The organism is Bacteroides sp. AF32-8BH (assembly GCF_003435205.1).
Classification (GTDB): domain Bacteria; phylum Bacteroidota; class Bacteroidia; order Bacteroidales; family Bacteroidaceae; genus Bacteroides; species Bacteroides ovatus.
In genome coordinates this window covers 68,358-90,606 of sequence record NZ_QVLZ01000014.1, presented here as the reverse complement: position 1 = coordinate 90,606, position 22,249 = coordinate 68,358, and the positions used below count along the sequence as shown (strand labels likewise).

The following is a 22,249-nucleotide window of genomic DNA, read 5'->3' as shown; positions in this document are numbered from 1 at the left end:
ATAGTATTAAAACTTATTTCTTTAGATATTCCTTAAAGAAGGATTCCAGTTTATTAAATGGAATAAGGCTCACACGATCGTAAAGATCTACGTGTCCGGCACCGGGTACTATATACAATTCTTTAGGTTCGGCAGCCAATCGGTAGGCGTCTTCACTAAATTCACGTGAGTGGGCATTTTCACCGGTAATGAAAAGCATAGGGCGGGGTGAAATAGTCTCAATATCTTCGAAAGGATAGAAATTCATAAATTTCACATTACTTGAAAGTATAGGATGAGTGGTGGTCATAGGAGTTGCTCCGTCGGGGGTAAATTCTCCTCTTTGTGTACGGTAGAACTCATAGAACTCCCGTTCAATCGGACTGGACTTTTCTGTCAGTTGATGTACAGTACCACCTGTATATTTAGTTTCTCCACCTAAAAATTCAGCATAACGCTGTTCTGCCGCTTCAGCCATTATTTGCTTTCTCTGTTCCAATGTCAATGAGTGTTTTAACCCATTACGGCTAGCCGTACCCATATTGTACATACTGATTGTCGCAATGGCTTTAAGGCGAGGGTCTATTTTCGCTGCACTGATAGCAAAACTTCCACTGCCGCAAATACCGATTACTCCAATTAGATTCCGGTCAACAAACGGACGGGTACCTAAAAAATCAACTGCGGCACTAAAGTCTTCCGCATAAACTTCCGGCAGAACAGCATTGCGCGGCTCGCCTTCACTCCCACCCCAAAAAGACAGGTCTATGGAGAGTGTTACAAAACCCCGTTCGGCCATTTTCGTTGCGTAAAGATTCGCGCTCTGTTCCTTGACAGCTCCCATTGGATGTCCGACAATGATTGCAGGGTATTTGTCCCCTTCTTTCATATTCTTAGGCAGAAACAAATTTCCGGCTACCTTCATTTTATACTGGTTGGAAAAAGAAACTTTCTCCACACTTACCAAATCACTTTTATAAAAGTTATCTGCATCTGTCTGTGCAGAAGAAAAACTAGTTCCAAGCATCATCATAAATACAGTTGTTAATAATAAAATCCGTTTCATATCTCTTATTTTTAATTATTAAAGAATTGATTGTCTACTTTCTACATTGCAAAAATACGATGAAAGAAAGAGACCGTTTGTAGATGAATTACTGACATAATAACCCCTATTACGGATTATATTTTTTTATCAAGTGCTATAATATCTATTCTAACTTATTTAAGGAAATGAGGTAAGTATCAAAACCAAGGAAGCCAAAGTCAAACTTCCTACTTTAGCGAATGCCAAGTTTATTACAAGAAGTAACTAAAGAATCATTAAACAAAATGAGAAAAGTCGAAACTGAAAAAGAATTCTGATGAGTACTCCCAGCTCAAAAGGTCAGTCCTATTTTCCAAGGTCGGTAATATAGGTAAAATAATCCGTAATCTATATACAAATCGAATCTAAATTCAGCAGTATCTTTGCAGTGTGATAAAGATAATAGGTATAAACGTAAAAAAACAAATTGATATGTATTTAGAAAATATTTACTCTCCCGCAGACGTAAAGAAGTTATCGTTTAAAGAACTCAATGATTTAAGTAATGAAATCCGTGCATCACTCCTGCAAAAGTTGAGTGAACACGGCGGTCACTTCGGCCCTAATTTCGGAATGGTGGAAGCGACTATCGCTTTACATTATGTATTCAATTCACCGGAAGACAAGCTTGTTTTTGATGTATCGCATCAGAGTTATGTACATAAGATGCTGACCGGACGGAAAGATGCTTTTCTCTATCCGGCAGAGTATGACAACGTATCCGGTTATTCCGAACCACAAGAAAGTAAGCATGATTTTTTTGTTATCGGTCATACTTCCACTTCCGTCAGCCTGGCTAGCGGATTGGCGAAAGGACGCGACCTGACCGGTGGCAATGAGAATATCATAGCCGTGATAGGTGACGGTTCCTTAAGTGGCGGCGAAGCATTTGAAGGATTGGACTATGTGGCGGAACTTGGTACAAATATGATTATTATTGTCAATGACAATCAGATGTCTATTGCCGAGAATCACGGTGGACTATATAAGAATCTGAAAGAATTGCGTGACAGCAACGGTCAGTGCGAATGTAACTTCTTCAAGGCTATGGGTCTGGATTATATATATGTAAATGACGGTAACGATGTACAGGCGTTGATTGAAGCATTCTCCAAAGTGAAAGATATTCAGCATCCGATAGTAGTACACATCAACACTTTGAAAGGTAAAGGTTATGAACGTGCCGAACAGGATAAAGAGACTTATCACTGGCGCACTCCATTCAATCCGGAAACCGGAGAAGCAAAAGTCAGTTATGAGGAAGAAGATTACAGCGAAGTAACCGCTCAATATCTGCTGAAAAAGATGAAAGAAGATTCTCGTGTGGTAACAATCACTTCAGGTACTCCTGCCGTTCTCGGATTCACTCCGGACCGCCGCAAGGAAGCTGGCAAACAGTTTGTAGATGTCGGCATTGCAGAAGAACACGCAGTAGCTCTTGCTTCGGGCATCGCAGCCAATGGCGGAAAACCTGTTTACGGAGTGTATAGTACATTTATCCAACGTTCATACGATCAACTTTCGCAAGACCTCTGTATCAATAATAACCCGGCTGTTTTGTTGGTATTCTGGGGTACACTGTCCGGAATGAATGATGTAACTCACCTCTGCTTCTTCGATATTCCGCTCATCAGCAATATTCCTAATATGGTTTATCTGGCACCGACTTGCAAAGAGGAATATCTTGCTATGCTAGAATGGAGTATCCGCCAAAATGAACACCCGGTTGCAATCCGTGTGCCGGCAACAGATGTAATTACTTGTGGGGAACCGGTGGAGACTGATTATAGTGTTCTCAATCGCTATAAAGTGACGCATCGTGGATCGAAAGTAGCCATTCTTGCTTTAGGTTCGTTCTATGGATTGGGACAGTCGGTTGCATCACTTCTGAAAGAAAAAGCCAATATTGACGCAACACTCATCAATCCGCGTTACATCACCGGTGTAGACAACGAACTGATGGATGAACTGAAAGCAGATCACGAATTAGTGATTACGTTGGAAGACGGTGTATTGGATGGCGGTTTCGGTGAAAAGATTGCCCGTTATTATGGTGCTACAAACATGAAAGTTCTGAACTTTGGAGCTAAAAAAGAATTTGTTGACCGATATGATATACAGGAGTTTCTCCATGCCAATCATCTGACGGATGAACAGATTGTAGAAGATATCACAGCAGTGATCGGTTAAAATCAAACCCATTCACTATATATTCAGGTAGGTTGATGTATACGGTCTTTAAGGACAGTTGAGTTGCATCAACCTACTTCCATTTTTATTCAAATCAGCCAACTTATTATTTAAATTCATTATATTCTCTATTCAGTTCAGTAATTCCCCATTCAGTTCAGCAATCCTTTCCGTTCAAATCAATAATCCTTTCCGATAATTCAACGGAGTCTGTCCCGCATTTCTTTTAAAGAACTTACAAAAACCGGCTGCATCACTAAACCCCAGTTTAGCAGCAATCTCGCCAACCGTAAATTTGGTAGAACTCAATAAAGTACGCGCTTCCATTACTAACAATTCATTAATAAGGCTATTGATAGTCTTACCTGTTCCAAGACGTACAATGCGTGCCAGGTACTGTTCACTAATAGCCAGTTTATCCGCATAAAAGCTCACGAAATGTTCTTCCCTGAAATTACGGGTAACGAGTGCATGAAATTCTTGCAGAACGTGATCTTTACGACTGATCTCTTTTTTGATAACGGTCTTTCGGGAAAGAAAATCTGCTATATCCAAAAACAGAGAATTGCACGCTGCCTGTATACGCCGGAAAAGGAAATGATGTTCAATATTCATCAGATGCATCAATACTTCCAGCTCCTTATGGATGATTTGAGCTTCATACTCTGTCAACTGAATCGTATATTGCTTATTCCGCCTCATGGTTGCCAACAGGATTGCCGTGATTTGTGTCAGATATGAATCGTCCGTCCGCATAGATTCGGAAAGGGCGAGAGTGATAAATTTAATATCCCGGCTTGAATAAAGATGTTCCGTGAGATAATTTGCTCCGTGAATAAGTAACATATTCGGTTCTATCGCAATAAACTCTCCATTCAGTAGAATTTCCGAACGGCCTTCAAGAACGAATATCATATAAAGCTCCCGATTGAAATAACATTCATTTGCCGGATAACTTCTATCTTTATATTCACTCCGGAAACAGACTACCTCCTCTTTATAATGAGGAAGTTCAGGATGCTCCTTCAATAGTTGCGTATTATCAAATATACGAGATTTTACCATTTACACCTTTATTTTATGACGTAAAAATACGATTTGTTTCGGATATGACAAAAACTGTATGGAATTAGATAATCTATTTCAGAGTAAAAAACAAGACCTTTGCATATCCTTTTCAATACATGAAAAAGGAATCAATAGAAAGAGGTTAAAAAGACATGGAAATGAAAGAGATTTTTAAGAGGTATTTAGTGTTTGTTATCGGACTCTATTTTTTAGCGGCAGGTATCGTGTTGATTATACGCTCGGCATTGGGAACTACTCCCATATCGAGCATCAATTATGTATTAAGCCTGAATAGTCCTTTATCGTTGGGTACTTGCACATTTATCATCAACATGGTGCTTATCCTGGGACAGTTCTGGTTAATCCGAAAGAATAGAACCCGACAGGATATTATTGAAATTCTTCTTCAACTACCGTTCTCTTTTATCTTTTCGGCATTCATTGATTTCAATATGATGCTGACAAGCGAACTGCATCCCGCTAATTATGGTATGTCGATTGCTTTATTACTTACAGGATGCATGGTGCAGTCTATCGGAGTAGTGCTTGAACTGAAACCCAAAGTAGCCATGATGAGCGCAGAAGCATTTGTGAAATATGCATCCCGCCATTATAACAAGGAATTTGGAAAGTTCAAAGTTTATTTTGATATTACTTTGGTTACATTAGCCGTGATTCTCTCGCTGCTGCTGACTCAAGGTATTCAGGGAGTACGAGAAGGATCACTCATTGCCGCTTGTATAACGGGGTATATCGTCAGCTTCCTGAATCAGAAGATAATGACTAGAAAAACCCTCCATAGATTACTGCCGGTCTGGAAGTAAGCCCTATATCTATTTAAAATAAACGCCTTATAAAAGGAGTCATATAAAAAGGTCAATATAAGAAAATCAATATAAAAGAAAGTCGCTTCTCTGTTAGAATCTGATTGATTCTTTCAAAGAAGCGACTCTTTATTTTAGATATAATTATACTCGTATTTACTTCTTCTGACTATCTATCTCTTTCAGAAGTTCATCCACAGCCACCTTTAGTTGGGTATCCTCTCCTTTGACTACTGTTTCCGGATTATTGGCAACCTTTACATCCGGTTCCAATTGGGTATTTTCCAAATAACTGCCGTCAGGCAAACGATAACCGACGATAGGAATACCAAAAACCAGTGAAGGATCTTGTAAAGTTTCCCAAGACACACTTGTCATAGTACCCGGAACAGGCATACCGACAAGTTTGCCAATCTTTTGATGTTTATATACCCACGGAGTTCCGTGTGCATTCGAGTAGTTGGCCTCACATTGCAGCATAATGGAAGGTTTGTTCCAACGACGACTCGGCATATCACAGGCTTCACGTCCACGCACTACTTGTGTAAAATACTTCTGACCACTGAACAGTATTTCAATATCTTCATGCAGACGGCCACCACCGTTGAAACGGGTATCAATCACAATACCTTCGCAGTTGTTATATTTTCCCAGAATGTCCGAGTATACAGTACGGAAGCTGTCATCTCCCATCGACTGAATATGAACATATCCCAAACGTCCTTTCGACCATTTTTCAACATCTGCCGCACGTTGTTTTACCCAACGTTTGTATAACAATCCATTCAGTTGCCCGTTGGTGACCGGCATCACCACTTCTTCCCAACGCTCTTTATTTTGTGGATTGTAGATTGAAATCAATGTTTTCTTCCCTGCTTTATTATTCAGCAAGCAGGTTATGTCATTATCGAGAGTTATCTCTTCTCCATTAATCTTTTCAATGATGCAACCAGTCTTTACTTTGGTACGTGAATGATCGAACGGACCTTTTTCTATTACTTCGGCAATCTGCATTCCTTTTCCCTGATAATTCCAGTCGAACAAAAGTCCGAGATTAGAAGTGACATCTCCTTTTCCTTTGGGAGAATAACGTCCTCCGGTATGTGAAACATTCAGCTCACCCAACCACTCACTCAATAATTCTGCAAAGTCATAATTGTTATCAATATGAGGCAAGAACTTACGATAAGCATTAGTCATAGCATCCCAGTCAACCCCGTGCATATTGACATTGTAAAAACGTTTTTGATGTTGTTTGTACACATGGTCAAACATCGTTTCACGTTCGGCAGCCAAGTCCATTTTCATTTCAGCCTGATAACTGATGGACTTCAAAGCATCCGACTTGGCATCCATCTTTTGCATAATCCGGCTTCCCAACAAAAAAATATCTCCTTTTTTGTCCAGCATCAACGATGCCCAACCGGTATTGAGTTTGTGCAGACGCTTCGTATCTTTTTCACGGAGATTCATTTTCCAAAGGTCATATCCATCTTCGAACGCAGAGAAATAGTAAAGATCTTCCCCGTCTTTTGAAAGTATGGCACTACCCAAGTCGGATGAATTGGGAGTCAGACGTACGATACGGTCTTCAATGCCATTCAGCTCGACAAGTATCTCTTTTTGATCTGCCTTATCATCAGCAGACTCATCCTGATTACTGTCTTTGCTGCTATCTACTTTGCTCTTTTCCTTGTCGGCCTTGCTTTTATCAGTCTTTCCCTTGTTAGCATTTCCTTTATCTGCTTTTTCCGCTTTAGACTTCTTTGCGTCTTTCGTCTTCTCATCGTCTTTCTCCTTTGCCTTCTTCTGTTCCTTTTCAAATTCCTTGAGTAATTCGAAATCTTCCTTACTCAAACGGTAACGATCATAAGCATCCTGATTGAGAAACACCAACATCACATCTTGCTGCGATCCCCAGGAAGCGTGCGCACGCATACCATAGCGTTCGGTTTGGAAAAGAATAGCATTCCCATCGAGTACCCAACGCGGAGCACCACTGATATATCCACTATTTGTCAGATTAGTAATTGCCCCTCCCTGTGCGCTGACAATGCCTACATCCGAATAAGGATCGTGACGGTTGCCTATAAATTCAAGAGTGAACCATTTACCATCAGGCGACCATTCGTAATCGAATCCTCCTCCGGTGTTATACCATGTAGAACCATCCGTTACCTGACGTACCTTTTTTGTTTTCAAATTGAGTACCATCAAACGATTACGGTCTTCGATAAAAGCCAATTCTTTACCGTCCGGTGAATATTGCGGATAAGTACGTTCTACCGTTTTAGACGGTAATAATACTTCCTCTTCAATAAGAGTGGCATTAGGGAAATTCGGGTCTTCCTTACGACTTATTTTGGCGGTATAAAGTTGCCAGTTACCAGTTCGCTCGCTGGCATAAACCAGTGTCCGGTTGTCCGGAGCAAAAGAAACGGCAGCTTCTTTTGCCGGAGTATTTGTGATTTGCTTGGTGGTAGCATAATCAGTTGAAGTCACAAACACATCACCACGTACAATAAAAGCAATTTGTTTACCGTCCGGAGATACAGAAGCGGAAGTTGCTCCCTGCGAGAATTTAAGTGTAGCAAGCTGCTGTTCATCATCACGAACAAGTTCTACTTTTACTTTTTCCGGACGTGCACCAGACTTCTGTGTGTATAACTCACCATCATAGGTATAACATAAGGTACCTTTATCGCTGACAGACAAAAAACGTACCGGGTGAGTTTTGAAAGTAGTCACAGCTTTCACTTCCTGTGGGGTATTCAAAGGGAAAGTATACACATTGAAGGAACCTCCATCACGCTCACTTAAAAAATAGACAGCATTACCATCAGGTGCATACACAGGATTACGGTCCTCTCCTCCCCGGTTTGTCAGGTTCGTATGTTTTCCCGTTTGGGTATTATATAACCAGATATCTCTCGTAATGGAAGAAGTATGATGCTTTCTCCATTCATCCTCAAACCCTTTACGATCCTGATAAAGAAAATTCTTCCCTGTTTTATCAAAACAGACCAGTTCAGCAGGAGTGCCCAGCACTTGCTCGGTACGTCCGCCGGCAACAGGAACTTTATATAATTCCGTCATTGCTCCTGTAGGAAACAGGGCAGTGCTTGCCGGATCCTGTATAGAAGCAGAGAAAAAGACATACTTTCCATCCGGAGTAAAAGCCGACGGTATTTCTGATGCAGAATGATAGGTCAGTCGCCGGGCGGCACCTCCGTCAGCAGGCATGATGAATATGTCAAAATTTCCATTCCGGTCACTGGCAAACGCAATTTGCTTGCCATCGGGCGACCAAACCGGATTGGCTTCATAAGAGGTTTGTGTGGTGAGTTGAACAGCTGTTCCTCCTTGTGCAGGGACTTTATAAATGTCACCCTTGTAACAAAAAACAATTTCTGATCCATCCGGTGATATACGTGCATCACGCATCCACAAAGGAGTAATTGCATAGCTGGATAATGCTGATAGTACCAGCGCTAAAGAAGTTATTAGTTTCTTCATATCAAATTATTATAAATTTATTCCGATAAATCGGTTTGAATTAGTTTTCCCGTGTAATTATAAAATGTGCTGTCACCAAAGTCTTTGTAAAAGAAGGCATATTTATCCACTCCCGTACAATGACAAACGCCAATCTGTCGGGGAAGATATTCCTGTAAATAATCTGCAATGACCTGATATCTTTGTTTTTCCGCGTTATGGATATGAAAACCTCCCAGAAGTAATTTACAAGGAGATTCGGGAAAGACAGCCTGAACCGTACGCAAAATATTGGTTATTCCCCGATGAGAACAGGCACTTAATACGGAAAATCCTTCCGGTTCCACCAATACCACCGCCAATTCATCCTGAAAAGTATCCGGTATTTTGCATCCATCTTCTTGCTGAACCCAAAAACGTTCAAAATGGGTATCTGCCTGATTTATAATATCAATAGAGGGAAAAAGGAAAACTCCGGGAAGCAGTTCGGTCTGCTCTGTAATAAAGCGGAAACGGGAACGATCGAGGTTTTGTGTATGCATCATCCCGTTCTCACGTTCATCCTTGAATTTAGGAGAAAAAACCTCACGCTTACAGACAACGGTTGCCTGCGTATTCAATTCCAAAAAATAACGTAGTCCGCCCGTATGATCGCTATGACCATGAGATAATATCAAATAATCGACTTTTTGCAAGTCAATATGCAACAAGCGGGCGTTACGGATAAACAAGTCGGATGCTCCCGTATCGAAAAGTAACCGATGTCCCGATGTCTCAATATAAAGAGAAAGACCATGCTCTGCCTGCAATTTACGTCCATAGACACAATTCTCCACAAGAGTCGTTATTTTATAGCTCATGATACTTAGTTAGTTATCAAACGAATTATACAAAATAAAAAGTTCTGCCACAAAATTATAATAATTCTGTGGCAGAACAAGCAATCCAGTCAATTAAGTAATCGTAAAAAGGGGAAAAAGGTGAGGGTAGTGAGGGAGGAATTGCAACCTTTTATTTTTATATTTTATTTTTTCCTATCTATATTTTCTCTAAAAAAAAACACGAATGTTAGAAATCCTCCCTCACTACCCTCACCTTTTCCCCTCTTCTTATAAAAAAAGACGGCGGAAAATCTGGAAAACATAACCGTCTTTTCCAGATTTCCCGTCAGGTTTTAAAAGTTAAGTTCAAAACTATATCTCAAATATTCGAACAAATCCATTTATCATATTCTTTATGAATATCTTTAATATGGAAAACAAACAGTTACACCATCTTTCCCATATTATATGCTTCCTGCATGTAGGGAGTATCTTTAATCTCTCCTACTTTCCATGCACCGATTCCATAGACCGTCCCTTTTTCCTGTGGTCCTTCCAAGCAATCGAGGAAGCCACGGAAGCCGTCGATAGTACGCTCCATCATTGCTTTATCGTTTTCTGCTGCCGCAATAATGAAATAAAATTCCTTATTGGTTATTTCCGTATAACGTGCGCAACAGCGGTCAATCATTATCTTCATCTGCCCGCACATGGTGTAAAAATAGACCGGGGTTGCCATTACAATCACATCTGCAGCAATCATCTTTTCTACAATTTCCGCTGCATCATCCTTCTGCGAACAAGGTTTACCGTACATACTGCAAACACTACATCCCGTACAAGGATGAACCGTTTTGTCTTTCAGAAAAATCTTCTCTACTTCATTGCCCGCCTCAATAGCACCTTTCATAAATTCATCACAAAGCAAATCCGAATTACCACCTTTACGTGGACTGGACGAAATTATCAAAACTTTTTTAGCCATAACTTTCTTTTATTACTTTCATCTTTCAGAATTAATCAGTCTTTTCACTCTGCAAAAATAGACAATTTATAACATAGCGAATGTATATAAATTACAGAGAAATATACCCAGATTACAGATTCAAACATAACAAAAGATTTTTTCTACCAATATTTAATTTATATCTTTGTCCACAATACGAACAACATGATACAATGAAAAAAATACAACTGACCGACACACATAAAGAAAAGCTGTTTCAAATCCCCCTTTTCCGGAATTTGCCCTTAAACATTAAAGAATCCCTATTGGAGAAACTAGATTTCGTAGTCTATATAGCAAACAAGAAAGAGATAGTTGTTACGCAGGGAACGCCTTGCAACAAACTGTATGTGTTGTTGGAAGGGAAATTGCGCACGGATATTATCGACGGACTGGGAAATGAAGTGATGATTGAATATATCATTGCGCCACGCACTTTTGCCACTCCACATCTTTTTAGCTCGGACAACACATTGCCGGCTACTTTCACTGCCCTTGAGGACAGTGTGATACTTATGGCAACAAAGGATTCTACCTTTAAAGTTATCAGCCAGGACCCGCAAGTATTGCACAATTTTCTCTGCATTGCAGGCAATTGCAATATCTGTACCGTATCACGTCTGAAACCACTCTCCCGCAAGACTGTCCGGGAAAGATTTATCGTTTATCTGTTCGAGCACAAGAAGAAAGATTCCCTGATAGTGGAGATTACACATACGCAATCCCAACTTGCCGAATACCTGAATGTATCACGTCCCGCCTTATCGAAAGAAATTAATAAGATTATCAAGGAAGGGCTTATCACTATGGAAGGGAAACGGGTGGAAATTTTGAATAAGGCCGCTTTAGAGAAATTCATATAATAAAGAAACAGGGGCAGGGTTGAAACTAAGGAATAATTTGGCTCTTATATCGAAAACAAGTTAAATATATAAATGAGCCGAAGAGAAATAAAACTGTTTTTGCTATATTTACAATCAGAAAGAAAAGCAAAAAAATATGACAGATGAACAATTAGGGCAAATGAAGCTTATCTTCAATTACAACGATGTATTCTACAGCTTCTTCTATGATGACCTCAGCGGCTGCGTACATCGCTCCCGCGAATATGCCATCAATTACGTCTATTCGGGTGAGATGATTCTCGACAATGGCAATGAGCAAATTCATGTCGGAAAAGGCGAATGCGTCTTCATACCGCGCGACCATCACATTACGATGTACAAGAAGACGAAAGATGGTGAACGCTACTGCGGTATCTTCCTGATGTTCACACGTCGTTTCTTACGTGAAATGTACGGTAAGTTGGAACAACGTAAAGTACCGACCAATACCGCGAAACTCAATTCCGGAGTGATAAAACTTCCGAAAACGGCCGAACTCGCCAGTCTGTTCGCTTCGATGACGCCCTACTTCGATCCGAAGGTGAAACCTGCGGATGACCTGATGCAACTGAAATTGCAGGAAGGTCTGCTCGCATTATTACATATCGACAAAAAGTTCGCGCCGACGCTTTTCGACTTCAATGAACCGTGGAAAATAGATATTCTGGAATTTATGAACGAGAACTACATGTACGAGCTCACGATGGAAGAGATGGCACACTACACGGGACGCAGCCTTGCCACATTCAAACGGGATTTCAAGAAAATCAGCGACCTCACTCCCGAAAAATGGCTTATCCGTAAACGACTCGAAGTAGCTTACGCCCTGATGAAAGAGGGCGGCAAAAAGGTCGTGGATGTTTATGCCGAAGTCGGTTTCAAGAACCCGTCTCACTTCTCAACCGCCTTCAAAAAACAGTACGGTATGCCGCCGACCGCCACATTCGTGTAAATCGGAGCAAAATATATTGAGTTTTTTAATTAAATTATTTAAGCCTCACTGCGACATCGCAGTGAGGCTTTCACATCAACTTACAGCTTGTTCCTTACAGTAACCTTACGGTAAGGGCAGCCCTGATAATTTACCGGAAAATATAGAGCATACAATCTTCATAGCAATGTGTATGCTGATGCCATATTGTCCACCGCCAAACTTGATTATCATAAATTCAGAACTACTTTTCCAGCCATTTGCATGGAGCTTTTAAGAAAATAGATAGTTGAGCTTTTGAGTAACTCCTTTTGAGCCCGACAATAATGTGCCGCTTATTTTATAGCCGTACCTTTGCAATATGAAATAGAACAATAACCATTTAAATAATAGAATGATGAGAACAGCGAATTTTAAATCCGCAGCTATCGCAGCCTTGTTAAGTATGGGGTTGCTTACCGGCTGCACGAACGGTATTACAAATCAAAAAACAAGTAATCATATGGACACATTGAATCTTACACAGGAATGGGACAAAAAGTTCCCACAGAGCAACAAGGTTAATCATCGTAAAGTAACCTTCAAAAACCGCTATGGCATCACACTTGCCGCCGACTTGTACGAACCCAAGAATATCGAAAGTAAAGTCCCTGCCATTGCCGTTAGCGGCCCTTTCGGGGCTGTGAAGGAACAGTCATCGGGACTTTATGCGCAGACAATGGCCGAACGCGGATTCCTCACCCTTGCGTTCGACCCCTCTTATACGGGCGAGAGCGGTGGCGAACCCCGTAATGTGGCATCGCCCGACATCAACACCGAAGATTTTAGCGCGGCAGTGGATTTCCTGATTGCACACCCCAATGTAGATGCCAAACGCATCGGTATCATCGGCATCTGCGGATTCGGTGGTATGGGACTGAATGCCGCGGCAATGGACACGCGCATCAAAGCAACAGTAGCTTCTACAATGTACGATATGAGCCGCGTGAATGCCAACGGCTATTTCGATGCCGAGGACAGTGCCGAAGTACGCCGCAACAAACGCGAGGCGATGAATGCTATCCGGACCCGTGATGCACAGAACGGCACGGCCACTCCCGGTACGCCCGGTCTGCCCACTAGCATCAAGGGCGACGAGCCGCAATTCGTCAAAGACTACTTCGATTATTACAAGACTGAACGTGCTTTTCACGCCCGTGCCATCAATTCTAATGGTGCATGGAACCCCACGATGGCTCTTTCGTTCATCAATATGCCATTGTTAACCTATATCCACGAGATTGATAATGCTGTATTGCTCATTCACGGCGAAAATGCCCATTCGCGTTATTTCAGCGAGGATGCCTTCAAACGCCTCAAGGGCAACAACAAGGAATTACTAATCGTTCCCGGAGCCAACCACACCGACCTTTACGACCGGAAGATTCCGTTTGACAAACTGGAAGCATTTTTCAAGTCAAACCTCAAATAAAATAAAAACATGAGTATATCAACTAAAAATAAGCATAACCACTTGTTGATGTTCATCCTCACACTCGGAGTATTCGGAATATTGAATACTGAAATGGGAGTAGTGGGCATCATCCCTATCATTGCCGAAACCTTCGGTGTTACGGTGCCGGATGCGGGTTGGACGGTCAGCCTCTTTGCGCTGATCATTGCCTTCTCTGCTCCCGTCGTACCGTTACTTTTTTCACGGGTAAACCGTAAAACGGTCATGGTGCTCGCCTTGTCCGTGTTCGTGATTTCCAACCTCGTTTCGGTCTTCACGACGAACTTTACCGTACTGTTGATAACCCGTGCGATTCCGGCATTCTTTCATCCGCTCTATGTATCCATCGCTTTCTCAACCGCAGCCTCTTCCGTTAGTCGGGAGGATGCTCCGAAAGCCGTTTCCAAAATCTTTGCCGGAGTATCGGCAGGAATGGTGCTCGGAGTGCCCGTGACGAGCTACATCGCCAGTGAATTTTCATTCTCTGCAGCAATGGTATTTTTTACCGTTGTTAATGCATTTGTACTGCTCGCCACTATTTTCCTCATACCGTCCATGCCCGTTAAGGAACGGTTATCGTATGGCACACAACTCAGCGTTTTGAAAAAACCCGTATTGTGGAACTCCTTCCTTGCGGCATTACTGATGAATGCAGCCATGTTCGGATTTTACAGCTACTTGTCCGATTACCTGATAACGGTTACAGATGTCTCCTTCAAGGTAATCAGCCTTCTGCTGTTTGTTTACGGCATGGCAAATATCGTCGGAAATATCGCAGCCGGAAAATTGTTGGCACAACGTCCTTTCGCCACGTTGAAATACGTACCTGCCATCATGGCGATACTTTATCTCGTACTTTACGGACTAGGGAAACTGACCGTACCAACGTCAATCGTCATTCTGATATTGGGAATATTCGCAGGTATTGCAAATAACGGGAATCAATTCATGGTATCTACGTCGGCAACCGAAGCACCCGATTTTGCCAACGGATTGTTCCTGACCGCCGCAAATCTCGGAACAACGTTGGGAACGGCAATATGTGGCATGTTCATAACCGTATGGGGAACACAATCATCTCCGTTGGGAGCTGTGGCATTCCTGCTTGTCGGAGTGGCAAGCATTATTATCAGGAATAGCTTAATGAGCCGCAATAAACACATAATGGCAGTGACAATATGAAGAAAACAGAACGACCAATAATCACTTTCCCGAATGGACAAACTGTTTGTCCGTTGGGACAAGGCACATGGAAAATGGGACAATCCGCCGCACGGCGGCATGAAGAAATACGGGCATTACAACATGGCATCGAGCTGGGAATGAACCTTGTCGATACTGCCGAGATGTACGACAACGAGGAACTGGTAGGCGAAGCTGTCCGCGACTGTAGAGAGAAAGTGCTTCTCGTGAGCAAAGTTTTACCGAGTAATGCAAGCTATCGTGGAACGAAACTCGCCTGTGAACGAAGTTTGCTGAAGCTCGGAACGGAGTATATCGACCTCTACCTGTTGCACTGGAAAGGACGCCATCCTTATGAAGAAACCGTTCGGGCGATGACCGAATTGCAACAAGAGGGAAAAATCCGTTTATGGGGTGTCAGTAATATGGACACAGCCGACATGGAACGTATTGTTTCACTGTCCGGTGGAAGCGGCTGCGCCACCGATCAGGTACTCTATAACCTCGGCGACCGGGGCATAGAGTTCGACCTCATGCCGTGGTGCGCTGCCCGTAGAATGCCACTTATGGCTTATTCGCCCATCGGAGAAGGACGACTTCTGCACCACCATACATTGGTGGAAATCGCCCGGCGACACGATGTATCGCCTGCACAAATCGCATTGTCGTGGACGATGCGTCAGCTCGGTATCATTGCCATACCCAAAGCCGGTAATGTAACCCATGTGGAAGATAATTTCCGAAGCCTTTCCATTCATCTGACAGAGGAAGATTTGCATGATTTGGATACCGCGTTTCCCGCACCGGCACGGAAAATACCATTGGCAGGTTGGTAATAACATGAAATGCTATAAATTATGAACTATAATAAGAAAAATGAATAAAGTCATAGATAGTATGCTGGCACATCGTTCCATCCGTTCATACACCGACAGAACGGTAAGTGATGAAGATTTAAACTCCATCATCCGTGCCGTACAAGCCGCACCGAACTGGGTAAACCTGCAACTCGTTTCCATAATTGCAGTAAAGAATACCGACCATAGAAGACGTTTAGCCGAATTATGCGGAAATCAGGTACACATTGCCGAAGCTCCCGTATTCCTCGTGTTCTGTACTGATTACCATAGGGTGGCTCTTGCCTGCCATAAGAAAGAGCAAACGCTCGATGAAGTAATGCAGGACATTGACACATTGCTCGTGGGAGCTCATGAAGTCGGTATCGCTCTCGAAGCGGCTGTCGTGGCTGCCGAATCATTGGGATTGGGAACAGTCCCTATTGGAGATGTACGTAAAAATGCGCTGGAAATTGTCCATGAATTGCAACTTCCGGAATATGTCTTTCCTATGTTGGGATTATGTATCGGCTACCCCGCAGAAGAACCGGGATTAAAGCCTCGTTTTCCACAACAGGCTGTCTTTTTCGAAGAGACATATAAGACTGATTTAAAAGATAAACTCGCTGAATATGACGTTATCTACGCCCATTATCTTAAAGAACGTCCATGGAATAATCGTGTAGGCAACTGGACAGACCTGGCAGCTGATTTCTACCGACATCCGTTTCATTACAAAGGAGTTGCGGATGCCTTAAGTCAACAGGGATTTACCTCGGCTAAAAGCAGATATTCGGTATAGAGATCAAAGTCCTAAAATCCCGGTCAACATAAGTCAACCGGGATTCTCATCATTCTGTTTATTTCTCTACCATTTAGTGAAAAATACTTTCGGATTGATATTCAACGATACCCATCCCCAATCCTGCCAGCTTTTATGATTGCCGGTTTTCACAGCGTCCATCGTCTTCGTACCACGCATAAAAGAATATCCGGCAGAGAGTTTCACATCTTTCATGATCGACCAGTTTATCTGATAATCGACTTCCGAACCTAAATATTTCTTCAAGTCCTGAACCTTTACAGCTGTACAAAAATAATGGTAATTAAGTTCCATATCTACCTTGCCAGATAGACGGAAACGACCTCCGATACGAGCATCCATCAATCCCGGTGCATAACCGTTTGCAAATGTAGAAGCATAAAAATAATCCATTGCTCCATAGAATTTATGATGGGTCCCATAAAGAGGATCAAAAGCCTTATACTTACCGCCATTTCCTTTATCACCGCTTAAATAATCAAAACTAGCCACGGCTCCCCATGTCTGATTAAACGTATAGGCGGCTTGTATGCTACCCATCAAAGCTGAAACTTTCTCCGCAGCTTTATTCTTACCCATCTGATAGTAGAAAGCACCATCCAGATTCCAGTTACTATTCTTATAAGTGAGGTAAGTACCCATTGTTTGTAAATAGCGGGTATGAGAATCATCCGTGGCTTTATCACCCGTTTCCAATCCCAGATTCATAAACAACAAAGAAGCTCCGAACGGAACATTATCCGCTTTATAATGATACCAGACGGTTTGCATATTCTTATAAGGCTGTCCGGTAGAAGAATCATAGTAAGTACCTCCACTTGTTCTATTGTCATTATTCTGGTTAAAAGCAAGAATCAGATGGACTTCATTATTTTTGTTGGCATATCCCAGCTTCAATGCATCGTGGTAACGGCCCGCTACATTCCAATCCAGTCCTCCCAAAATACGTTCATCATCATAAATCAATGACTGACGTCCCAGTTGAGCAAAGAACCCTTCATCAAAGTTCAGTTTCGCCCAAGCCTCATTCAACATAAAGCGCCCGTTCTTCTCAATCTGCGGGTCTTGTCCCCAAACACCGACATGCTGTGCCGACATCTTTAGTTCCAGATCCGAACGTTTATAATCCATCGAGAGGCGTGCACGGTTATTGATGAAAGATGTAGGAGCTACCCCTTCATCCCGTGGAGTCAATGCACCATTCCGATACTCCGCACGAGGTCTGATTTGCATAGACATCGTAAATTCATTCTCTTTCTCCGTGTTTTGTGTATATGCCATGCTTGGCAATAGCATAAGCAAGAATGACCAATAAGGTGTTTTCATTGATATTGAAGTTTAAGTGATTCGATATTTCAATTTAAATTATAAGTATGCACACTGACTCCTTGCGCGGCCGGAAGGTAATTGATTCCATACCAGCACATTTGCAACAGGACAAATGATACTAACAGAATAATCAACGCAGGACGTGCCTTCAATGGCTTGCCCAATCTGAAATGGATATACACCAGATAAGCGAACCAGGTAGCTGCCGCCCAAGTCTCTTTCGGGTCCCAAGCCCAGTAATGTCCCCAGGCTTCTTTTGCCCAGATAGCTCCGGTAAGCATACCTAATGTCATAAATGCCAGACCTACATAGGTGAGGTTGTCACACAAATCCATTTCTTTCCGTTCAATCTCCTTCTTTTTGAACCAAAGCAGATAGACGGCCATCACCGTCGCCGCTCCCAACATAGCATAAGCAAACATATACACAATGACATGAGGGGCAAACCACGGGCTTTGCAAAGCAGGCATCAACGTCTTATTATGAATCTCCGGTTTGAAGATATTGATACAAATAAAGACCAATGAAAGGATGCAACTGAAACTTAAAATCCATTTATACTTCCAGCGTGCATAGGTTATCAATCCCGCCAACGGAAGGAAGAAAGAATACCACAGCCGTGTCTCTCCCATTGTCCGCATCGGAGGACGTTCTAATGAAATCCACATTCCGATAATGAAACTGAAGAAAATAGCCAGACCTAAGAAAGTAAATCCATAAGCCCATCCCGTTTTTGTACCTTTCCAGGCAGCAAAAGCTCCCAAAGCCCAACAAACCAGTGCGGCTATTGCAAATAGTATAAAGTATTCCCAACTCATGCTTTGTCCTCCTCTTTCCTCTTTTGTGCGCTGACAAACAGACAGATGGCTCCTGCCATCATCATTATTATTCCTGTGTAAACAACCGGCAACCACGGATCGCGAACCAACTCGAAGACACTGATATCGCTCCATCGTCCCTTTGTTTCATCGTAACTAAGTTGATAAATTTTCCAACCTTCTATCTCCATCGGGCGGTTCACTTCAATGGTTCCTCCCGTGATCGTTCCTTCTTGTGTGTAAATCTTCACTTCCGATACAAATCGCTGCGGTTCCCGTTCCGGCATTACAATACTGGTTAAAGAATCCAGCCGGATTGCCTTATAGGGAAAAAGAAAACTACCGCAACTTACCCATCCCTCTTTGGTTGTTTGATTCTTCTGATTGACTGCTTTCAGATAGACAGCATAAGTCGCTCCCATCGAATGAAATTCAGTAAACTTCAAAGTATCTTCGGTAGCCACAGAAGCAGCCATCGGAATAGATTGCTCAATAGTTAGCTGCCAGTCCTGCAAGCTGCCATTTGTCACTCCCTCTTCCAACAATACATGTACAGGAGATTTTTCGGGAAGCGTACGGCCGGTTTCATTATCAATCAACATCAGTTTCGGAGGATATTCGTCGATAGTGAAATCCTTCAGTTCGATAGCCAGCGGAAGTTCAATCAGTTGACCTTTATCATCCGTAGCCCGCCATTCGGCACTTCCCATCCGGGTTGTCATTTTCAACCTTTGCATATCGGCATTTCCCAAAGTGGCTGTTATCAGTGCAATAAACAATCCGATATGATTCAGTAGGAAAGAAATCCTGCTGATCTTCAAAGAGAAACCGGTGCGAAGGATTGTCAGCCCCAAGGCGGTGACCATCCAAAAGTAGAGCAGGACAAAAGGCCAGGAAGAAATCATCTGCGAAAATCCCAGCAGATCAGCCGGAGCATGACCGGAAGGAGCCTGCCGGATCAGTCCCATCACTACCGTCATGCCGACCACCCACAATAGAGACGAGACAGCAGCGGAATAATGACTCAACCATCCGAATAAATAGACACGTTTGCGAAGAAGGTGCATGGCTACCAAAGCAATGATATAAACCACTAACACAATCACATTGACCGGACAGGCAAACAGGTCCCAATGTATGGCTCCCACTGTCATTTGCAGCAATAGCCCTATCACCAGTAATCCTGCGCCAATCACCAGCCCTTCTTTATAACTCCATGGTTTGCTCCACATATATAAATTCTCTTATTTCTGTGCCAGACGGCCGTTTTCTTTCGCTTTCTCCAACCATGCCGGAACAGTTGTTTTCAGGAATTTCTCCTTAGCCGCTCTTTCAGCATCCATATCCAAGCCGATATATTCCTGTGCTTTTGCCTTTGTTGAAATGTCCGGCATCGGAACATCTCCCGTATATCCATTCTTTGCCAATACTTTGGATACAGCCAGACGGGCTTGCATGGCACGATCCAATCCATGAGAAAGAATTCTCTGAATTTCCTGCGGTGCGTGGAAAGAACCTCCGTGTGAAGCTACTCCGAAATCCCAACGCCATTGTGCCTGACGAATCAGTGCGAGCACATCTTTCATCTGTGTTTCTGTAGCACCCTTGTCCCAGGCAAATTTAGCTTCGATATGTGCTTTTGCCAATTCCTGTTCCAGACGGTTACGGATTTCATTCGCTTTACGTTGGCGTTCGTACACATTATTACGTAAAGTCTCTTCACTTTCGCGGTGACAAACCTGACAGGTGCGGTCAATCATAGCCAACGGGCTTTGGATATGGTGATCGCTGAATTTCACACCACCTTCACTCTTATACGGCATGTGGCAATCGGCACAAGAGACACCTCTCTGTCCGTGGATACCCATCTGACAAATCTCATAGTCAGGATGCTGTGCTTTCAGAATCGGAGTACGGCTCAATTTATGAATATAATCATAAAAACCGGCCTCATCATAATAAGCCTCCATATCTTCTACCGTAAAACCTTTGTCCCAGGGGAAAGTCAGGTATTTACCATCCCCTTTGAAATAATATTCCACATGACATTGTGCACATACCAATGAACGCATCTCCTGCGGAGTAGCTTTAGTGATGTCTTTACCCTGACGTTGGAAAGCCTCTATCAAAGCGGGACGACTGATATGAAGATTCATTGTTTCGGGATCATGACAATCGGAGCATCCGATAGGATTCACAATTTCGGCGCCCATAGCCCCCCATTTATTGTTATAGAAAGAATCGACACCCAATGCCTCCATCATACGGGGAACATCCGGACTCTTACAAGTCCAGCAGGTAGACGGTTGAGGACCTTCGGTCGGGCTCATGGGCGAACCGGTACGCAAAGATGCCGTAATATCCTCAATGGCATGCATGTGTCCCCGTGGAGTGGAATAATCTTTTGAGAAAGCATATCCCGCCCATAGAATCACCATTTCAGGACGTTTTTCCAAAGCATCTACAGCAATATTTCCATTAAATTCACTCTCAAAGTCAGTCTTTGCAGTCTCCGTCCAAGTCTGGTATTCACGGGGAAAGTCATCCTTAAACAGTTCATTTCGTGCTTCAATCCCTTTGATAACGTTTTTACGGTTATTGAAAATGCTGGCAACTTCCGCCCTCCGTTCCATCAACGCAGAAACGCATAATCCCAAAACAAATACAACGACCATTGAACCTCCGAACAACAGCCATCCTTGCCATGATTTTAATTTCTTTTCCATTGTATATCGGTTTTATTATTTTATTACGTATTTCATTTCTTATTTATCTTTCTGATTCACCATCTTCCAAAGCCATTCGGGAACAGGCGATTCCGGAAGAGGAACAATCGCTCCCGGAGTACCGGACAGGGAATTCTTTCCACCATGAGGAACATCACGATGGCAATCCCAGCAAGCCTTCCCCTCTCCTACCTGTGACATCATATAATCAATCTTCCCCGTCTTCACAAATTCCGTATTGAGTTGTGTATGACAGCGGATGCAATTATTCATAATCACTTCGGAACTGGCTTCATGAGCCTGAATGACCTGCGGCTCGCTTTTGGTAAGAAATGCAGCCACGTGTTTCATACCGTCCATACCTTTAAAGGTCCATTTCTTCACAGCATTTTCATGCGGCACATGACAATCATTGCAAGTGGCATTCCGGGCATGTGAACTATGGAACCAGGTTGCATAGTAAGGAGTCATAATGTGACAATTCACGCATGCAGCCGGGTCATCTCCAAGATAGGTATGCGCCCGGAGCATATACATAAACAGTGCTCCTCCACCCACAATAACACCGCCAATGATGACAGCCGCTACCTTCCATTTATAAGAAGGAAAGAGTCGATTTATTATTGGAAACTTCATCATACGAAAAAGTATTTTTCACAAAAGTAAAGGATTGGAAACAAAAAAGGTGTAATAGATATTACACCTTTCGAAAGAAAAAATACTCATTACGTAAAAAAACAGAATGGGAATGTGTCAAA

At 42.6% G+C, this 22,249-nt stretch carries 18 protein-coding genes; 8 read left to right on the top strand and 10 right to left on the bottom strand.

From position 1 onward, the window contains the following. Positions 1–13 precede the first annotated feature (13 nt). Positions 14–1,045, bottom strand: a complete 1,032-nt coding sequence (locus DWZ47_RS11895; RefSeq protein ID WP_004304049.1) for an alpha/beta hydrolase — start codon at positions 1,043–1,045, stop codon at positions 14–16. A 453-nt stretch (positions 1,046–1,498) separates the two neighbouring features. Here DWZ47_RS11895 and DWZ47_RS11890 point away from each other — a divergent pair, with 453 nt between their 5' ends. Next, positions 1,499–3,256 (top strand): 1-deoxy-D-xylulose-5-phosphate synthase, encoded by a 1,758-nt coding sequence (locus tag DWZ47_RS11890; protein ID WP_117513245.1) that lies wholly within the window; start codon positions 1,499–1,501, stop codon positions 3,254–3,256. A 174-nt stretch (positions 3,257–3,430) separates the two neighbouring features. Here the strand turns inward: DWZ47_RS11890 and DWZ47_RS11885 are convergent, their stop codons facing one another. Next, the gene (locus DWZ47_RS11885; RefSeq protein WP_004304051.1) at positions 3,431–4,321 is read right to left on the bottom strand and encodes a helix-turn-helix domain-containing protein; all 891 of its coding nucleotides are present in this window, start codon (positions 4,319–4,321) and stop codon (positions 3,431–3,433) included. 155 nt (positions 4,322–4,476) lie between these two features. On the opposite strand from DWZ47_RS11885, the gene DWZ47_RS11880 reads away from it, so the two are divergent. Continuing rightward, positions 4,477–5,148, top strand: a complete 672-nt coding sequence (locus DWZ47_RS11880) for a YczE/YyaS/YitT family protein (RefSeq protein ID WP_004297076.1) — start codon at positions 4,477–4,479, stop codon at positions 5,146–5,148. 156 nt (positions 5,149–5,304) lie between these two features. Here DWZ47_RS11880 and DWZ47_RS11875 read toward each other — a convergent pair whose 3' ends face one another. The 3 genes from DWZ47_RS11875 to DWZ47_RS11865 all read right to left on the bottom strand — a co-directional run bounded on the left by DWZ47_RS11875 (position 5,305) and on the right by DWZ47_RS11865 (position 10,449). After that, the gene (locus DWZ47_RS11875) at positions 5,305–8,664 is read right to left on the bottom strand and encodes a S41 family peptidase (protein WP_117513243.1); all 3,360 of its coding nucleotides are present in this window, start codon (positions 8,662–8,664) and stop codon (positions 5,305–5,307) included. Between the two features lie 17 nt (positions 8,665–8,681). After that, the gene (locus tag DWZ47_RS11870) at positions 8,682–9,503 is read right to left on the bottom strand and encodes an MBL fold metallo-hydrolase (protein WP_117513241.1); all 822 of its coding nucleotides are present in this window, start codon (positions 9,501–9,503) and stop codon (positions 8,682–8,684) included. A gap of 406 nt (positions 9,504–9,909) precedes the next feature. After that, a complete protein-coding gene (locus DWZ47_RS11865) occupies positions 9,910–10,449 on the bottom strand; it encodes a flavodoxin family protein (protein WP_117513239.1) in 540 nt (179 codons plus the stop codon). A 194-nt stretch (positions 10,450–10,643) separates the two neighbouring features. On the opposite strand from DWZ47_RS11865, the gene DWZ47_RS11860 reads away from it, so the two are divergent. From DWZ47_RS11860 to DWZ47_RS11835, 6 genes are all read left to right on the top strand, one after another. After that, entirely contained in the window at positions 10,644–11,333 is a 690-nt protein-coding gene (locus DWZ47_RS11860) for a Crp/Fnr family transcriptional regulator (protein ID WP_004304055.1), read from the top strand. A 136-nt stretch (positions 11,334–11,469) separates the two neighbouring features. After that, positions 11,470–12,306, top strand: a complete 837-nt coding sequence (locus DWZ47_RS11855) for an AraC family transcriptional regulator (protein ID WP_004304056.1) — start codon at positions 11,470–11,472, stop codon at positions 12,304–12,306. 376 nt (positions 12,307–12,682) lie between these two features. Next, positions 12,683–13,756, top strand: coding sequence for an alpha/beta hydrolase (locus DWZ47_RS11850; protein WP_061448633.1), 1,074 nt, complete (start codon positions 12,683–12,685; stop codon positions 13,754–13,756). 9 nt (positions 13,757–13,765) lie between these two features. Next, the gene (locus DWZ47_RS11845; protein ID WP_008774612.1) at positions 13,766–14,959 is read left to right on the top strand and encodes an MFS transporter; all 1,194 of its coding nucleotides are present in this window, start codon (positions 13,766–13,768) and stop codon (positions 14,957–14,959) included. Then, complete coding sequence (locus DWZ47_RS11840) at positions 14,956–15,795, top strand: aldo/keto reductase (RefSeq protein ID WP_004304064.1); 840 nt, start codon at positions 14,956–14,958, stop codon at positions 15,793–15,795. The genes DWZ47_RS11845 and DWZ47_RS11840 overlap by 4 nt, the downstream gene beginning before the upstream one ends. A gap of 40 nt (positions 15,796–15,835) precedes the next feature. Next, positions 15,836–16,597: an NADPH-dependent oxidoreductase gene (locus tag DWZ47_RS11835; protein WP_004297088.1), complete on the top strand. Its 762-nt coding sequence runs from the start codon at positions 15,836–15,838 to the stop codon at positions 16,595–16,597. A 66-nt stretch (positions 16,598–16,663) separates the two neighbouring features. Here the strand turns inward: DWZ47_RS11835 and DWZ47_RS11830 are convergent, their stop codons facing one another. The 5 genes from DWZ47_RS11830 to nrfH are packed head-to-tail and all read right to left on the bottom strand — an operon-like array spanning position 16,664 to position 22,130. After that, complete coding sequence (locus tag DWZ47_RS11830; RefSeq protein WP_004304066.1) at positions 16,664–17,944, bottom strand: alginate export family protein; 1,281 nt, start codon at positions 17,942–17,944, stop codon at positions 16,664–16,666. A gap of 29 nt (positions 17,945–17,973) precedes the next feature. After that, positions 17,974–18,765 (bottom strand): cytochrome c biogenesis protein, encoded by a 792-nt coding sequence (locus tag DWZ47_RS11825; RefSeq protein WP_004297090.1) that lies wholly within the window; start codon positions 18,763–18,765, stop codon positions 17,974–17,976. Next, positions 18,762–19,997, bottom strand: coding sequence for a cytochrome c biogenesis protein ResB (locus DWZ47_RS11820; protein ID WP_004304069.1), 1,236 nt, complete (start codon positions 19,995–19,997; stop codon positions 18,762–18,764). The genes DWZ47_RS11825 and DWZ47_RS11820 overlap by 4 nt, the downstream gene beginning before the upstream one ends. Before the next feature lie 12 nt (positions 19,998–20,009). Then, positions 20,010–21,491, bottom strand: a complete 1,482-nt coding sequence (gene nrfA / locus DWZ47_RS11815) for an ammonia-forming cytochrome c nitrite reductase (RefSeq protein ID WP_004304071.1) — start codon at positions 21,489–21,491, stop codon at positions 20,010–20,012. A gap of 39 nt (positions 21,492–21,530) precedes the next feature. Continuing rightward, positions 21,531–22,130 (bottom strand): cytochrome c nitrite reductase small subunit, encoded by a 600-nt coding sequence (gene nrfH / locus DWZ47_RS11810; protein WP_004304072.1) that lies wholly within the window; start codon positions 22,128–22,130, stop codon positions 21,531–21,533. Positions 22,131–22,249 lie beyond the last annotated feature (119 nt).

Coding starts and splice junctions, on each gene's coding strand:
- DWZ47_RS11825 (WP_004297090.1), bottom strand. CDS start 18,765: ATGAGTTGGGAATACTTTATACTATTTGCAATAGCCGCACTGGTTTGT.
- DWZ47_RS11850 (WP_061448633.1), top strand. CDS start 12,683: ATGAGAACAGCGAATTTTAAATCCGCAGCTATCGCAGCCTTGTTAAGT.
- DWZ47_RS11865 (WP_117513239.1), bottom strand. CDS start 10,449: ATGGCTAAAAAAGTTTTGATAATTTCGTCCAGTCCACGTAAAGGTGGT.
- DWZ47_RS11835 (WP_004297088.1), top strand. CDS start 15,836: ATGAATAAAGTCATAGATAGTATGCTGGCACATCGTTCCATCCGTTCA.
- DWZ47_RS11880 (WP_004297076.1), top strand. CDS start 4,477: ATGGAAATGAAAGAGATTTTTAAGAGGTATTTAGTGTTTGTTATCGGA.
- DWZ47_RS11895 (WP_004304049.1), bottom strand. CDS start 1,045: ATGAAACGGATTTTATTATTAACAACTGTATTTATGATGATGCTTGGA.
- DWZ47_RS11890 (WP_117513245.1), top strand. CDS start 1,499: ATGTATTTAGAAAATATTTACTCTCCCGCAGACGTAAAGAAGTTATCG.
- DWZ47_RS11830 (WP_004304066.1), bottom strand. CDS start 17,944: ATGAAAACACCTTATTGGTCATTCTTGCTTATGCTATTGCCAAGCATG.
- DWZ47_RS11855 (WP_004304056.1), top strand. CDS start 11,470: ATGACAGATGAACAATTAGGGCAAATGAAGCTTATCTTCAATTACAAC.
- DWZ47_RS11885 (WP_004304051.1), bottom strand. CDS start 4,321: ATGGTAAAATCTCGTATATTTGATAATACGCAACTATTGAAGGAGCAT.
- DWZ47_RS11860 (WP_004304055.1), top strand. CDS start 10,644: ATGAAAAAAATACAACTGACCGACACACATAAAGAAAAGCTGTTTCAA.
- DWZ47_RS11820 (WP_004304069.1), bottom strand. CDS start 19,997: ATGTGGAGCAAACCATGGAGTTATAAAGAAGGGCTGGTGATTGGCGCA.
- DWZ47_RS11840 (WP_004304064.1), top strand. CDS start 14,956: ATGAAGAAAACAGAACGACCAATAATCACTTTCCCGAATGGACAAACT.
- nrfA (WP_004304071.1), bottom strand. CDS start 21,491: ATGGAAAAGAAATTAAAATCATGGCAAGGATGGCTGTTGTTCGGAGGT.
- DWZ47_RS11845 (WP_008774612.1), top strand. CDS start 13,766: ATGAGTATATCAACTAAAAATAAGCATAACCACTTGTTGATGTTCATC.
- DWZ47_RS11875 (WP_117513243.1), bottom strand. CDS start 8,664: ATGAAGAAACTAATAACTTCTTTAGCGCTGGTACTATCAGCATTATCC.
- nrfH (WP_004304072.1), bottom strand. CDS start 22,130: ATGATGAAGTTTCCAATAATAAATCGACTCTTTCCTTCTTATAAATGG.
- DWZ47_RS11870 (WP_117513241.1), bottom strand. CDS start 9,503: ATGAGCTATAAAATAACGACTCTTGTGGAGAATTGTGTCTATGGACGT.